The sequence below is a fragment of the Corallococcus sp. BB11-1 genome (assembly GCF_026626625.1).
Taxonomy (GTDB): Bacteria; Myxococcota; Myxococcia; order Myxococcales; family Myxococcaceae; genus Corallococcus; species Corallococcus soli.
Genome location: NZ_JAPNJY010000042.1, coordinates 20,619 through 35,120 on the forward strand (window position 1 = coordinate 20,619; position 14,502 = coordinate 35,120).

General features: G+C 71.7%; 14 protein-coding genes. 4 read left to right on the top strand and 10 right to left on the bottom strand.

The genetic code is table 11. The annotated features are described in order from the left end of the window. Positions 1–36: 36 nt before the first annotated feature. A complete protein-coding gene (locus OV207_RS35785; RefSeq protein ID WP_267559602.1) occupies positions 37–573 on the top strand; it encodes a Uma2 family endonuclease in 537 nt (178 codons plus the stop codon). Between the two features lie 9 nt (positions 574–582). Here OV207_RS35785 and OV207_RS35790 read toward each other — a convergent pair whose 3' ends face one another. Both OV207_RS35790 and OV207_RS35795 read right to left on the bottom strand, forming a co-directional pair. After that, complete coding sequence (locus tag OV207_RS35790; RefSeq protein ID WP_267559603.1) at positions 583–1,413, bottom strand: hypothetical protein; 831 nt, start codon at positions 1,411–1,413, stop codon at positions 583–585. Beyond that, positions 1,410–3,896: a TonB-dependent receptor domain-containing protein gene (locus OV207_RS35795; RefSeq protein WP_267559604.1), complete on the bottom strand. Its 2,487-nt coding sequence runs from the start codon at positions 3,894–3,896 to the stop codon at positions 1,410–1,412. Before OV207_RS35795 ends, OV207_RS35790 begins: the two co-directional genes overlap by 4 nt. A 137-nt stretch (positions 3,897–4,033) precedes the next feature. On the opposite strand from OV207_RS35795, the gene OV207_RS35800 reads away from it, so the two are divergent. Next, complete coding sequence (locus tag OV207_RS35800) at positions 4,034–4,903, top strand: hypothetical protein (RefSeq protein WP_420715292.1); 870 nt, start codon at positions 4,034–4,036, stop codon at positions 4,901–4,903. 52 nt (positions 4,904–4,955) lie between these two features. Here OV207_RS35800 and trxA read toward each other — a convergent pair whose 3' ends face one another. The 5 genes from trxA to OV207_RS35825 all read right to left on the bottom strand — a co-directional run bounded on the left by trxA (position 4,956) and on the right by OV207_RS35825 (position 9,957). Further along, positions 4,956–5,339 (bottom strand): thioredoxin, encoded by a 384-nt coding sequence (gene trxA, locus OV207_RS35805; RefSeq protein WP_193349601.1) that lies wholly within the window; start codon positions 5,337–5,339, stop codon positions 4,956–4,958. Positions 5,340–5,393: 54 nt separating this feature from the next. Continuing rightward, positions 5,394–5,717 (bottom strand): FKBP-type peptidyl-prolyl cis-trans isomerase, encoded by a 324-nt coding sequence (locus OV207_RS35810; protein ID WP_193349602.1) that lies wholly within the window; start codon positions 5,715–5,717, stop codon positions 5,394–5,396. Between the two features lie 209 nt (positions 5,718–5,926). Then, entirely contained in the window at positions 5,927–7,066 is a 1,140-nt protein-coding gene (locus OV207_RS35815; RefSeq protein WP_267559605.1) for a hypothetical protein, read from the bottom strand. 192 nt (positions 7,067–7,258) lie between these two features. Beyond that, positions 7,259–9,151 (bottom strand): NAD(+) synthase, encoded by a 1,893-nt coding sequence (nadE, locus tag OV207_RS35820; RefSeq protein ID WP_267559606.1) that lies wholly within the window; start codon positions 9,149–9,151, stop codon positions 7,259–7,261. 149 nt (positions 9,152–9,300) lie between these two features. Then, positions 9,301–9,957, bottom strand: coding sequence for an LON peptidase substrate-binding domain-containing protein (locus OV207_RS35825; protein ID WP_193349604.1), 657 nt, complete (start codon positions 9,955–9,957; stop codon positions 9,301–9,303). Positions 9,958–10,079: 122 nt separating this feature from the next. Between OV207_RS35825 and OV207_RS35830 the strand changes: the two genes are divergently transcribed. Next, complete coding sequence (locus OV207_RS35830; RefSeq protein WP_267559607.1) at positions 10,080–10,685, top strand: YqaA family protein; 606 nt, start codon at positions 10,080–10,082, stop codon at positions 10,683–10,685. A 4-nt stretch (positions 10,686–10,689) separates the two neighbouring features. Here the strand turns inward: OV207_RS35830 and OV207_RS35835 are convergent, their stop codons facing one another. Further along, complete coding sequence (locus OV207_RS35835) at positions 10,690–13,209, bottom strand: MASE1 domain-containing protein (RefSeq protein ID WP_267559608.1); 2,520 nt, start codon at positions 13,207–13,209, stop codon at positions 10,690–10,692. A 200-nt stretch (positions 13,210–13,409) separates the two neighbouring features. Here OV207_RS35835 and OV207_RS35840 point away from each other — a divergent pair, with 200 nt between their 5' ends. Then, on the top strand, positions 13,410–13,631 hold the full coding sequence (locus OV207_RS35840; RefSeq protein WP_193349607.1) for a hypothetical protein: 222 nt from the start codon (positions 13,410–13,412) through the stop codon (positions 13,629–13,631). Between the two features lie 96 nt (positions 13,632–13,727). Here the strand turns inward: OV207_RS35840 and OV207_RS35845 are convergent, their stop codons facing one another. After that, positions 13,728–13,919: a hypothetical protein gene (locus OV207_RS35845; RefSeq protein ID WP_193349608.1), complete on the bottom strand. Its 192-nt coding sequence runs from the start codon at positions 13,917–13,919 to the stop codon at positions 13,728–13,730. A gap of 92 nt (positions 13,920–14,011) precedes the next feature. Continuing rightward, positions 14,012–14,215: a cold-shock protein gene (locus tag OV207_RS35850; protein ID WP_193349609.1), complete on the bottom strand. Its 204-nt coding sequence runs from the start codon at positions 14,213–14,215 to the stop codon at positions 14,012–14,014. Positions 14,216–14,502 lie beyond the last annotated feature (287 nt).

Here is a 14,502-nt window from a genome sequence, read left to right on the forward strand (position 1 = left end):
CCGTTACGGTGATGGCTCCACCCGGAGGCCCACCGCATGCGCCACCCCGCCCAACGCAAGCCGCTCGAGCCCCATGAGGAAGCACAGAGCCTGCCCCACTACCTGGTGGGCGAAGCACTCGACGGCGTCCTCTATGTCTCCGCGCCGTCCGTCGCGCGCCGCAAGGGCCTGTCGCCCCTGCTGGGCCGCGCGCCTGACGGCTGGTGGTGGACCGGGGAGCCCCGGCTGCTGCTGGGGCAGGACGTGCTGGTGCCGGACCTCGCGGGCTGGGTGGGCGGCCGTCCCCCGACGCTGCCCCAGGGCCCCTCCATCGACCGCACGCCGGATTGGATCTGCGAGGTGATGTCCCCGTCCACCGCGAAGCTGGACCTGGCCACCAAGCTGCCCCGCTACGCGCGCGCGGGCATCCTCCACGCATGGCTCATCGACCCGGTGCACCACGTGCTCCAGGTGTTCCGCCAGGCCCACGGACTCTGGGAGCTGAAGAGCACCTTCGTGGACGAGGACCGCGTGCGCGCCGAGCCCTTCGAGAAGCTGGAGCTGACGCTGACGCCGTTCTGGCAGCTCGCCTGAGCGCCGCGCTCAGCCCTGGGGCTCCCACGCGCCGGTGAAGGCATCGAAGCGCCGCACGTTGACGCTCAGCGCGCGGTGCACCTGCGTCTCCGGCCCCACGTCCACCGGCGCTCCCTCCGCCGGCACCGCCAGCCGATCAAAGCGCGCCCCCGTGAACCAGCGGTGCGGTTGCGGCTCCAGACAGAAGAGTCCCTCGTCGTCCAGGTCCGCCTGGATGGGGACGAAGTCCACGCGCTGCAGCTCCACGGGCGGCGGGAAGTCCATGGCGATCCGGAAGGGCACGCGCGCCTCCGCCTGCGTCGCGACGCCCTCCAGGCACAGGGAGCGCCCCTCCATCACGTCCCCTTCCGCGCCCAGGGCCCGGGAGGGTGGCTGGAGCAGCAGCGACAGCGAGCGCGCCGTCCCGGCGATGCCCGGGGACCGGCCCAGCACCCGCGGCGCTCCCGGGTGCGCGAGCAGGTCGAACACCACCTCCCGGTCCCACTCGCCCAGCACCTGGCCTCCGGTGAAGAAGTCCCCTTCGTGCGCGTGCGCAGTGGGCAGCAGCCATCCGCCCACGCGCCGCAGCAGGGCCTGGGGCTGGAGCGGGGAGGCCTTCTCGAACAGGTAGATGGGACCCAGCACCATGCGCGCGGTGGTGAGCGCCACGCGCCAGCCCGTGTCGGTGGTGAAGGCGCCGACGGTGTCCTCGCCGGGCGCGAGCGCCGTGCGCAGCCCCATGCGGAAGGTGATGCTCCGGCCGCCGGTGCCGGACAGGCCGCAGGCGTGGACGCCCGCCACGAGCGCCCCGCCCAGCATCCAGGTGAAGGCACGGCGGGTGGGACGCATGACGTCGCTCATGGGCGGTCCTCCTGGAGGTCCAGGTACACGGTGAGGGTGCCGCGCACGGTGCGCGGGGCACCAGCGGAGAAGTGGCGCGTGGCCAGCAGGGACGCGGGCGCGTCGGGGCCGCGGAAGTTGGACACGTAGTTGAACTCGGACTCGCGCCAGCGCGCGTCCAGCAGGTTCTCCACCGTCACGCCCAGCTCCACGGCGCGCCAGCGGGCCCGCGCCGCCACATCGAAGAGGAAGATGGGGTCGCTGTAGCGATCCAACGGCAGGGGCCGGGGCCCGATGGCGCTGTGCCCCAGCGCCAGGCTCCACCCCACCGGCTGCCGGGCCACCGTGGTGGTGCCCCGCCACGCCGCGTCCACCCGGCCCAGCACCTGCGGGATGTACGGCAGCACCGCGCCGTCCCACAGCCGCCACGGCGAGGCCCCGGGCTCGGGCTGCGTCGCGCGGGCCCAGGCCAGGCTCGCCTGCACGTCCAGGCGCTGGTTCCACTGGAAGCGCGCGCTGCCGAAGGCGCCCAGCCGCTGCGACGGGCCAATGGGCTGGTTGCGCCCCGTCGTCTCGCTGAAGACCAGGTCCTGCGACACGCGCGTGGCGAACACCGCGCTGCGGACCTCCAGCCCAGCGGCGTCGCCGTCCCAGCGCCAGCCCAGGCCCGTCTCGCCGGAGGTCACCCGCGCGTACGGCGCGAACTCCGCGTCGGACAGGCCCGCGGCATCGCTGGAGCGCGCCGCCAGGCCCGCGCTGGTGAGCCACGTGAGGCGCGGCGTGAGGCGCACCTCCGCGCTGGCGCGGGGACTGGCGAAGAAGCCATAGGCCTCCACCGACTCCTCCGGCAGCCGCTCGCCCTCCCGGTCCGACGCCGGACGGTTCAGGTCCTCCACGCCGAAGAGGAAGGTGTCCACGCGCACGCCGCCCCGGAGCGTGAGCCCGTCCAGCGGGGTCCCTCGCAGCGACAGGTACGCGCCCAGGTTCGTGGTGCGCACCTGGTTGTCGAAGACCGTGGCGTAGGGCGCGCCGCCCTTGTCGCGCAGGCGCCGCGCGCGGGTGTGCACGTTGTCGTAGCGGGCCACGTAGCCCAGCTCCAGCGGCTGGGGCTGCCCCGCCCAGGTGAGGCCCGGGGTGTAGCGCCCGCGCAGCCCCACGGTGGTGCCCTGGTAGGACTGTTCGGTGTTGTCCCCGCGCTGCGCCTCTCCGATGGGGGGCGTGTCCTGGAGGAAGCCGGTGAAGTTCTCGCGGCTGCGCATCTGGCGGGCCACGGCGTAGGCCTGCTGCACGAAGCGCCCACCGCGCTCCAGCCGCGACACCAGCTCCAGGGACGCGAGGTGCCGCTGGTTGGCGCTGCCCTGGTTCGGGTCGTAGAGGCAGAAGAACTGCGAGTCCGCGTCCGGGTCGCACGGCAGCCGCGCGTCCACGACGTCCGTCTCCCGCACCACGCCCGCGGTGGAGTAGCGCGCGCCATAGCTGGCGCCAAACAGGCGCAGCCGCGTCTGTGCGCCCAGCCGCAGCTCCGTCTGCGCCATGAGGCCCGCGTTCGCGTACGCGCGGTTGGGGCCGAAGCCATGGCCCTGGCGCAGCAGCACGCCCACGAAGGTGGCGGAGGAGGACTCCGGCGGCCCCCACACCAGCGACAGCCGGCGCGACGCGAAGCTGCCGTAGCTGGCGGACGCGGTGATGCCCCGGCGCTCCAGCCCCAGTTGGTAGTCCACGGTGCCCGCCACGCCGAAGTCGCCCTGCGAAGGGTCATAGGGCCCCTCCGTCACGCGCAGCGACTGCACCAGTTCCGGGATGATGAAGTACGTGTCCGCGTAGCCGTGGCCGTGGGCATGGGACACCTCGTTGAGGGGCACGCCGTTGAGGCGCATCTCCACGTCCTTGCCCTCGCCCGCGTCGAAGCCTCGCAGGTAGACCGTCTCCGCGTGGCCCTCCCCTCCGTGGTTGGCGAGCATCACCCCCGGCGCCAGCAGCAGCAGGTCCGTGGCCGAGTTGCGCGGCACGTCCGCGAGCTGCCCCACCGTGATGTGGAAGTCCCCCACCGCCACCGGAGGAGGCGCGACCGCCTCCCCCCGCACCGTGGTGGAGAACACCGGCGGCTCCGGGACCGTGGAAGCCGGAGGCCCTGGCTCCAGCACGGGCGCGTCTGCGCCAGATAGGGACGGGCCTGGAGGAGAACCGGGCGGCTCGAACGTCACCGGCACGTCCACCTGGACCTCCAGCGGGGCCTCCCCCCGCCGCGCGGGCTCGAAGCGCCAGCGCAGGGCCGCCGCCATCGCCGCCCGGTCGAACGCCGCCCCGCCCGACTCGCGCACGTCCACCTGGGACACCTCGCCCCGGTCGTCAATCGTCAGGCGCAGCAGCACCCGCACGGGCTGCGTCAGCGCCGGCACGTCGGCTGGCGTCACCGGCGGGGCGGCCTCCACGGGCACCGGGGGGGTCACGGGGACTTCGGGCGACGCGCTCAGCAGCCAGAGCACCAGCGTCGGGATGAACACGGGCAACGACCTCGCTCGACGGCGACCGCCCGACGCAGGCGGTCCCCCGGACACCTGCCGTGGATATCGCAACCCATGCTTGACTTGCAACCATGTTACAAATACCAACCAAATGCATGAACGTTCGACACAGGTGGATGCGTCTTCCGCTGTGGCTGGGGGTGGTGGGGCTCATGGCCTCCGGGTGCGGGGAGACGGTGGGCCGGGGCGACGTGCGGCTGACGCTGAGCGGAGGGGACGGCACGCAGCGCGGCTACGCCGACCACCTCTTCCAGGACCGCTGGTCCGTGCAGTTCAGCAAGTACCTGGTGTCCGTGGGGGACTTCACCCTCACCTCCGCGGCCGGTGACGTGCACGCCTCGCCGGAGCACGTGCTGGTGGACGTGCAGAAGGAGGACGTGCCGCTCGCCGGGCTGACGGGCCTGGAGGCAGGGCGCTACGGGGTGGCCTTCCAGGTGAGCCCGCCAGAGGCGCGCACCGTGGCGGGCGCCTCCGTATCCGCGGACGACCTGGCGATGATGCGCGAGCGCGGCTTCAGCTACTTCGTGGAGGGCCGCGCGCAGCACCGCGACCCCACGCGGGGCCTCTACACCTTCCGCATGGGCTTCCCCGTGCGCGCGCGGATGGTGGATTGCGTCAACGGCGTGGACGGGACGCAGGGCCTGGTCGTGCCGGAGAACTCCGTGGCGGAGGCGGAGATCACCATTCACGCCGAGCACATGTTCTACGACCGGCTGGGCACCCACCGCGGCGTGCAGCTGCGCTTCGAGGCCATCGCCGCCACGGCGGACGCGAACCGCGCCATCACCCCGGAGGGGCTGGCGTCCCAGGACCTGCTGGACCTGCACGGGCTGGATGGAGGCGAGCTGCGGGACGAGCAGGGACAGCCGGTCCTCTACCAGCCCGGCGCCTACGACCTGCGCACGCTCCAGGCCTTCGTCACCCAGAGCATCGTGGACCAGGCGCACCTGAACGGCGGCGGGGTCTGCACCGCCGCCGCGCCGTAGCGCGCCCGGGGTCAGGGGCCAGCCCGCGAACAGGCGGGCCCCTGGACGGACGTCAGGCCTCGGGAGCGCCCTTGGCCTTGCGCTGCTCTTCGACCTCGCGCTTCACGTCATCCATGTTCAGCGCGCGGACCTGCTTGATGAGGTCCTCCAGCGCGGCCTGGGGCAGCGCGCCCGGCTGCTCGAACAGGAGGATGCCATCCCGGAACACCATGAGCGTGGGGATGGAGCGGATCTGGAAGGCGCCGGACAGGTCCGGCTGCGCGTCGGTGTCGATCTTCCCGAACGCGATGTCCTTGTGCAGCTCGGACGTCTTCTCGAACACGGGCGCGAACGCGCGGCACGGGCCGCACCAGGTCGCCCACCAATCCAGCACGACGATGCCGTCCTTGCCCACCGTCTCCTTGAAGTTGTCCTTCGTGATTTCGAGCGTCGCCATGAACGGCCTCTCCTTGTTCCGGGGTCCTTGAAGTCAGGTCCTGAGCAATCAGTCCTAACCCACCGACAGCAGTTCCACCTCGAACACCAGCGTGGCGTTGGGGGGAATCACGCCCGCCGCGCCGCGGGCGCCGTACCCCAGCTCCGGCGGGATGGTGAGCTTGCGGACGCCGCCCACCTTCATGCCCGCGACGCCCTGGTCCCAGCCCTGGATGACGTGGCCCGCGCCCAGGGGGAACGAGAAGCCCTGCCCCCGGTCCCGGCTGCTGTCGAACTTCTTGCCGTCCGTCAGCGTGCCCACGTAGTGCACGGTCACCTTCTTGCCCGCCGTGGCCTCGTCCCCGGTCCCCACCTTCACGTCTTCGATCTTCAAGCTCATGTGCGCGACCCCTGGGCGGGAATCCACCCTGGAAAAATGCGCACTTTAACGGTGCTCGCAGCCTTCCGCCGCCCTGAATGCCCGCCCGCTCGCCCAAAAACGACGGGGGCCCGGGGAACGGGCCCGACAAAAGAGTGGCGGCGAGGGTCCCGTCTCCGGGCTCCCCGCCGCCAGCTCCTGCCATGGCTTCGCGTCATCCAGGCGTCAGGTCAGAACGTGCCACCGACGTTCAGCGTCGCGTTGTAGCTACCACCGCCCGCCGGATCACCACCGCCGCTGTCGATGTTGGGAGCGAACTCCTTGTCGAACAGGAAGTTGTAGGAGCCGCGCAGGTCCGCCGTGAACTTCCCGAAGTGGCCGCGCACGCCCACGCCCGCGGGCACGTTGCCGACGGTGTCATCGCTGTAGCCCAGCGCCTCGCCGCCACGGAAGTTGTAGTCGCTGATGCCGATGCCGCCCAGCAGGTACGGCTGCACCGCCGTCGGCGCGAGGGCCAGCGTCAGGGCCGCCTGACCACCGTTGCGGATGAGGTCCGGACCGCTGTCAGCGCCCGCGATCCCCGCGTCCTTGATGTTGTTCAGGGCGCCGGTGTAGCCGACCTCGATGCCCAGCACGGACGTCGGCTTGAGCGACGCCGTCACACCTGCCGAGGGACCCGGAGCAATCTGCGGAGCCAGGGCGCCGGTGTAGCCTTCCACACCGCCACCGATGAGCAGCGTCAGGCCCTTCTGGTCGCTCTTGCTCTTCTTCTCCACCTCCAGCGGCTGGATGTCCTCACCGCTCACCGCCGACGGCTGGAAGTCCGTGGCCGCGGAGGGCGCCGCGATGCCGCTGCCACCCGTGGCGTCCGAGCTGGACATCCCGCTGTCCTGGGTGCCCATGCCGCTGGAAGGCTCCGGAGCCACCGGAGGCGCCGCCGCGGGAGGAGGAGGCGCCACGGGCGCGCTCGGCTGCGGGGCCATGATGCCACCGCTGCCGCCCGTCCCGGGCTCACCCACCGGCTCGCAGCGCAGCTGCTGGTTCAGGTAGATGGCCCCGCTGCCGCCGGTGCCGCTGCTGCTCACGCCCGGGTCGCTGGTGCTCAGGTCCTGGGAGCTCTGCGAGTCATCCATTGACGCGGCGCCGCTGCCCCCCGTTCCCTGGAGCGACTCATCCACGGGCGTCTCTTCGATGATGAGGTCCTCCTCCTGCACCGACTCCGGCGCCGCCTGCGCCGTGGAGTCCTTGTCCCCCTTGTCCTTGTGGACGGCGGTCTGCCCTGGAGGGCAATCCTTCTCCGCCTCCGCCGCGACCGCGCCCGTCCCGTACATGAGCGCCGCGACGGCGCCCGCCAGAATCTTCGCTTTCATCCCATGCCTCCATCGTCGACTGACTGACATGAAGGTTGTCGTGGGAATCACATCCGGCAAGCCATTGACTGGGAATCAAGGACAGCCGACCCGCCCGCTCGCCCAGCGAGCAGGGAGACGTGGTTTCAGAGCCACTTCACGGGGAGAGGGGGCCTGTTCGCCGCCCTGCCCCCCGTCAATGACAGACAAGCATCAGGCGTCGCGAAGCCACGCCGAACCGGTGACGACAGGCAATTGCAGTGCGCGTTCGCGGTCCAGGTCCAGGTTGCCGATGTGCAGCGACAGCGGCGCCTGCACCCACTTGTAGATGGACTGGTGGAACAGCTTCACGAAGCGGTCCACGTAGCCGCCCAGCGCGGTGGCGTCCACCTCCGGGAACATCGCGGTGAGGGCGGTGCGCATCTCCGACGGCGTGAGCTTCTCGCCCGCGTGCAGGTAGAAGCACGCGTCCAGGATGGGAAAGGGCATCAGCTCCTCCTCGCCCACCTGGTCGTGCGCGAGCTCCGGGCCCGCGGGCTTGGCCAGCACCTTGCGGATGCCCTCGAGGCCGGTGGTCTCCTGGAGGTAGTCCAGCAGGTACATCACCACCGTCTTGGGCACGTTGGCGATGACCGCGAGCGCGCCCATCAGGTCGCCGCCGATGGTGGTGTAGCCCACCGACTTCTCGCTCATGTTGCCCGTCTGGAGGAACAGCCCGCCGCAGGAGTTGCTCCAGTTCCACATGCGCTGCGCGCGGATGCGGGCCTGGATGTTCTGCTCGGTGATGGGCGTGAGCTTCGCGTCGCCCAGCATCTGCTGCGCGGCGGCCTTCTCCCGCTCGAAGGCCTCTTCAATGGACACCACCTGGAAGGACACGCCCAGCTCACGCGCGATGGTCTCCGCCGCGTCGCGCGTCTGCTGACTGGAGTAGGGGCTGGGCATGTAGAACGCCTGGATGAGCGACCCCGGGTCCTCCGGCCACACGCGCTTCGCGTACCGGTGCGCGATGAGCAGCGTCAGCAGCGAGTCCCGGCCGCCCGACAGCGCGATGCCGAACAGCTTGAAGGCGCGCGTCTTCTCGAAGTAGTCGCCCACGCCCAGCGCCAGCGCGTCGAGGATGTCCTCGCACAGCGCCACGCGCGCGGGCCTGCGGGTGTCCGGCGCGGGCAGGAAGAAGCTGCGGTGCGCGGGCACCGGATACGACAGCGTCTCACGCCGCGTCCGCACCACCGCCGTGCAGTCCAGGGTGGGCACCTTCACCCCGCCGGACGCCACCCAGGACTCGCGGTCCACGCGCCAGGTGGTGTTCTCCGTGCGCAGGCGCAGGGTGCGGTCCAGGTCCACCACGGCCTGGCTGTAGCCCTCCTGGAAGCGGGGCGTCTCCAGCACGTGGCGGCCGTTCTGGTTGATGAAGCCGCCGCCGTCGAAGATGAGGCCGTCGTTGCTGCCCACCGCGTTCGCGTACGCGATGGTGACCTGGTGGTCGGACGCCCGCGTGGCGATGAGCTCCCGGCGCGTGTCCCAGAAGCCCAGCCGGAAGGGGGACGCGGACAGGTTCACCACCAGCTCGCCGCCGGAGTACGAGCGCCGCCGCATGGGGCCGTCCGCGCTCCAGATGTCCTCGCACACCTCCGGCGCCACCACGCCGAAGTCGAACTGGAAGAGGTAGTCCCCCAGGGGCACGCCCTGGTGCGACTCCGCCATGCCCGGCTGGCCGTGGCCGAAGGTGCGGCCCTCGTAGAAGACGTTGTAGGTGGGCAGCTTCTCCTTGGGCACGAGCCCCAGCACCCGGCCGCCCGCCACCACCGCCGCGCAGTTGAGGCGCACGCCCTGCTGCGCGATGGCCACGCCCACGATGGAGACCAGGGGCAGCGCCGCCGTCTCCTTCGCGAAGCGCTCCAGCTGCGGCCACTGGTGGTCGATGAAGCCCTGCCACTGCACCAGGTCCTCGGCGGGATAGCCGGCGATGACCTGTTCGGGGAAGACGCCCAGCGTGACGTCCTCGGCCGCCATCTTCCGCGCCAGCGCCAGCACCCGGTCGGTGTTCGCCTGGAAGGCGCCCACGGTGGTGTTCACACTGGCGATGCCAATCTTCACGAGCCGCATGGTGCGTCGCTCTCCCTGGGACGGGGCGCGCCGCGCCCCCCTGGGCCCAGCAATGCGCGGGAGGGGTGGCCAGGGCAAGCGGATGGTGAAGGCCCCGGGCCCGGGCGTTCAGTTCCCCCAAACACCCGGGGCACACTCCGGCCGCCGCGCTAGTTCAGGGGACCGCTGGGGCGCATGGGCTGCAACTGCCCCAGCAGGTCGCTCAGGTCCCCCAGCACCATCTCCAGCCGTCGCCGGACGTCCAGCTCCACCAGCAGTTCCTGGCGGCGCGTGGGCTCCGGCACCACCGCGGACGCGACCACGTCCGCCAGCATGCCCCCGCCCGCGCGCGCGGCCACCGGCAGCAGGTTCTCCGCGAACGAGGGCGGCACCCGGCCGGCCAGCTCGAAGACGGCCTGGCGCAGCTGCTCCTCCTCCGGGCCCGTGTAGGCCAGGTCCGGCAGCGGCTGGGCGCGCACCTGGCGGTACAGCTTGTCCGCGGGCAGCTCCTCCACCAGCCGCACCCGGCTGACGCCCTGCAGGAGGATGTTGTAGCGCCCGTCCTCCACCTGCTCGTCCCACACGATGACGCCCGCGCACAGCATGGGCTGCAGGGTGGGCCGGCCCTCGTACGAACCCTCCCACCCCGTCTCCAACTGGCCCAGCGCCAGGACGCGGTCGGTGGCGAGCGCGTCCCGGACCAGGTCCCGGTAGCGGGGCTCGAAGATGTGCAGGGGGATGACGGTGTGGGGAAACAGGACCGCCGACGGCAACGGAAAGACCTTCAGCGCACTGGCGGCGCGTTCCACGCGTTCTTGAGCGGTCATGGTTGGGGCACCCTTTCCACGTTGTAAGCCCGCGGGACACGGGTCGCATTCCAATCAAGCAGGCATCCTGGGCGGGTCCCCCGCTGGCAAGGGCCCCGGGTTCCGCTAGGGTGCGCCGCCGCATGTCTTCAATCGACCCGTCCGTTCCGCCCCCCCAGACCCCTCCGGCCCCGACCGTGGCTCCCGCCGACGCGCCCAAGGTGTCCTGGTATCGCCGGCTGTACCTGCGCGTGGAAGCCGCCGCCTCCACGCCCCACGCGCTGGCCACGATGTTGGCGGTGGCCGTGGTGGACGGCTCCATCTTCCCCATCCCGCCCTTCGCCATCCTGATTCCCATGGTGCTCGCCCAGCCGAAGAAGTGGGTGCGCTACTGCCTGCTGGGCACCCTGGCGAGCCTGGTGGGCGGCCTCATCGGCTACGGGCTGGGCGCGTTCGTGGGGGAGGGCATCACGCAGCTGTTGAACATCGACCTGAATGTGCGCGTGGACCGCTTCGGCGTGTCCGGCACGGTGGGCGAGCTGCTGGGGCGCAACTTCTGGGTGCTGGCGCTGCTGTGCTCCATCCTGCCCACGCCGTTCAAGATCGTCGCCATTGGCAGCGGGCTGGTGTCCGTGCCGCTGGAGCAGTTCCTGGTGGCGTCCGTCATCGGCCGCTCGGTGCGCTTCTTCCTGGTGGGCAGCGTGGTGCGCTTCTTCGGGCCCACCGCGCGCAAGTGGCTGCGCGTCTGACGCGCTAGCCTCGGCGCGCGCCGCCCACCGCGCCCCGCGCCACCACCTCCGGAGGCCCGCCGCCCGCCAGCGTGGCCTCCACCGTGGCCAGCAGCACGTCCGGGCGCACGGGCTTCTCCAGCACGCGGTTGGCCACCGTCTCCACGAACACGCGCCCCTCCGGGGAGGACGCGCCGCCGGAGATGAACACCAGCCGGGACACCAGCGCGGGCGCCTGGGCCACCAGCCGCCGGTACACCGCGATGCCGTCCATGCCCGGCATCTGCAGGTCGCACAGCACCACGTCGAAGGACTCGCCCTGCCCCACCCGCGCCAGCGCGGCCTCGCCGTCCGTGACGATGACGACGTCGTGGAAGGGCTCCAGCAACAGGCGCATGGACTGCGCCAGCCGGGGCTCGTCGTCCACGATGAGCACCCGTCCCCGCCGCCCACAGGAGGACGCCGGGAGCCCGGCCTCCTCCGCCTCCGCGCCGCGCGCGGCCTGACGGGAGGACGCCGTCACCGGTGAGGGCCCCGCGCTCCGCACGGTCGCGGGCGGCAGCAGCACCGTGAAGGTGGCCCCCTGTCCCGGCACGCTGAGCACGCGCAGCTCACCGCCGTGCGCGCGGATGATCTGCTGGCAGATGGCGAGCCCCAGGCCGGTGCCCTCCTCGTTGCCCTTGGTGGTGAAGAACGGGTCGAAGATGCGCGGCAGCACGTCCGGGGGGATGCCCCCGCCGGTGTCCTCCACCTCCACGCACGCGTGGCCGGCCGCGTCCGTGCGGGTGCGCACGCGCACCTCGTGGCGGCCGGGGTCGCCTTCCGGGATGGCCTGCATGGCGTTCACCAGCAGGTTGAGCAGCACCTGCCCCAGCCGCGCCTCGCTGCCCAGCACCCGGGGCACCTTCCCGAACGACTCCACCAGCCGCGCGCGGGGCCTGAGCGCGTGCAGCACCACGCGCACCGCGGGCGGCACCAGCGCGTTCAGGTCCACCAGCCCGTGCTCGGGGGACTCCTCGCGGCTGAACACCCGCAGGTCCCTCACGATGAGGCGGATGCGCTCGGCGCCCTCCTGCGCCCCGCGCACGCTGCCCAGCGCGTCGCGCACGCCCGCGGGGGCCCCGGCGCCCTCGGCCGCGAGGCTGCGCTGGGCGGCCTCCAGGTTCAGCGCCAGGTAGGCCAGCGGGTTGTTGATTTCATGGCCCACGCCCGCGGCCAGCGTGCCCACGGCGGCCACGCGCTCGGCGGCCACCAGCCGCGCCTGGAGCTCCTTCGTCGCGGTGACGTCGCGGTGGGTGGCCACGAAGTGCGTCACGGCCTCGCCGTTGGCGCGCACCGGGGACAGCTGCATCTCGCTCCAGACGCGCGTGCCGTCCGGCCGCTGCAGCACCACCTCCGCGCGCAGCGAGCGCTCCTCGCGCAGCGCATCCTCCAGCTGGCGCGGTTCGCTGACGTCGGGCGACGCCAGCAGCGCCCCGGGCGCGGTGCCCACCAGCTCCTCGCGCCGCCGGCCCACCAGCGCGCACAGGGCCTCGTTGACGAACACCGTGTTCAGCACGCCCGGCTCGCGCACCTCGCAGATGAGCACGCCTTCGTGCACCGCGCGCACGGTGGTGGCGAGCAGCTCCAGCATCTCCACCGCCTCGCGGCGCTCGGCGCGCGCGGCCGCGAGCAGCAGGCCCGTCAGCGACGTGATGCCGATGAAGAGCTGGAGCACCACCAGCCCGCGCGGAAGCAGGTCCACCGTGTAGAACGGCCCCAGCCCCCGCGCCGTGCCGGCGATGGCCGCCAGCGCGATGAACAGCGACGACAGCGCCGCGCCCCGGGGCCCGCAGCGCAGGGCCGCCCAGGCCGACAGCGGGAAGAGCAGGAACGTCAGCGCGTGCGCCTGACCGGAGCCCGGCTGGGGGAAGGCGAAGACGCCCACGCACACCGCCACCATCGTCGCCGGCAGCACCCACGTCTCCCACGTCCAGTTCCAGCGCGCGCGCCAGGACCCGAACAGCAGCAGCAGCGGCGGCGTCACCAGCACCATGCCCAGCAGGTTCGACATCCACCACAGCCACGCGGAGGCCGCCCACTGCGCGTGGGGCACCAGGCCCCCCAGCACCAGGCTCAGCGAGCCCAGCCCGGAGCCCAGCAGCGCGCACAGCGCGGCCCCGCCGCCCAGCCACACGACGTCGCGCACGCGGTGCAGCTCCCGCGAGCACGCCACCCGGCGCAGCAGCAGGGCCCCCAGCACGGCCTCCAGCGTGGCCCCGGCGGCGACGCCCAGGCCCACCAGGGGGGACACGTCCAGCGCGAGCGCCACCGTCCACGCGCCCAGGAGCACCGCGGGCCAGCGCGACACGCCCCACAGCAGCAGCCCCCCCAGCGCCACGCCCGACGGCAGCCAGACGGCGCTGATGTGGCTGCCCTCCGCGGCCAGCGACAGGCCGGCGCGCGCGGCCGCGAGGTAAACGCCCGCGAGCGCGATGACCTCCACCAGGCCTCCACCCTGGAGCGCCGCCGCCACACGGGCCTGATGCCGAGCTTGGATGGTCACTCCCCCCGTCGTTCCAGGCCTGGACACCGCGACCTCAGGGCCGGAAGAACATGCGTCATGCTAGCGGGGACGGCGCAGCGTTGCACCCCACCCCACAGGCCGACTGCCGGGCAGGCAGGAGGGCGTCACGGCCGGCGGTGCACGGGGGATGCAATGGGGGACACACCGGGACGTATCAGGGGGCAAGGAGGAACGAATCCATGTCGCGTCCCGGTCTTGCTGCGCTGTTGTCGTTCTTCATCCCTGGCGTGGGGCAGATCTACAACGGAGACATCCTGCGGGGCGTCTTCTGGCTCATCATCACCCCCGGCTTCTGGCTGGGCACGGGCGGCCTGCTGGGCTGGGTGTGCCACATCATCGCCGCGGCCACGGCCTACAACCGCGCGGAGGACCGCGAGCGCCTGCGCTACGGCGCTGGCTGAGCCCCTCGCCGGACATGAAAAAGGGGCCTTCCAGCCCCCTCCCTGCCGCCGCCCCGGCGCCTTCACAGGCCGGGGCGGTTTTTCATGCGCACCGCATCAGTCGTTGAACGCATCAGGCAGCGGCTGCGGCCCGGGGATGATGCCGGCGATGTCCGGATCAACGTCACCGGCAACGCGCTCGGGACGCTGATCCTTCTCCGTCTTGCGCTCGGCCTTCTTGGTGTCCTTCTCGCGCTGCTTCTGCTGGCGCGCCATTTCCTTCTGCCGCTTCGTGGACCTTCCCTGCATGGGACCTCCCGGGAAAAATTGGCGAATAAAGAGGCCCGGCCTCGTTAAGGCCGGACCTCGTGGGTGAGTGAAGAGCAGCCGAGCCGGAAGGCTCAGACCGGACGGACGTTCTCCGCCTGCAGACCCTTGGGGCCCTTCTTCACTTCGAACTCCACCTTCTGGCCCTCGGCCAGGCTGCGGAAGCCATCCGCCACGATCGCCGAGTGGTGGCAGAACACATCCGGCCCACCACTGTCCTGCGTGATGAAACCGAAGCCCTTCGCATCATTGAACCACTTCACCGTACCGCTTGCCATAATCTGCTTCCTTGTCCCACTGGCAGGCAGGCTTCATCGCCAGCCCGCCCGCCCCTGCATTCGGGGCCTAGACGGCGCCTTAACCCTGAACAGGCATGAAGTCGAGCCGGGAACCACTCCCGTCCTGGCTTCACGCCGTCGAAGGTAACAACCCGGGTCGTGCGGTGAAACGCCTTCTCGGGCCGGTCCATTTCCCGCTGGCTGACGCTCCGGCCAGCCAGGAGTGACACCCCCAAGGGGCCCGGGTGTTGAGGAATAGTTTCCGCCCCTGAACACTTCCACTCCGA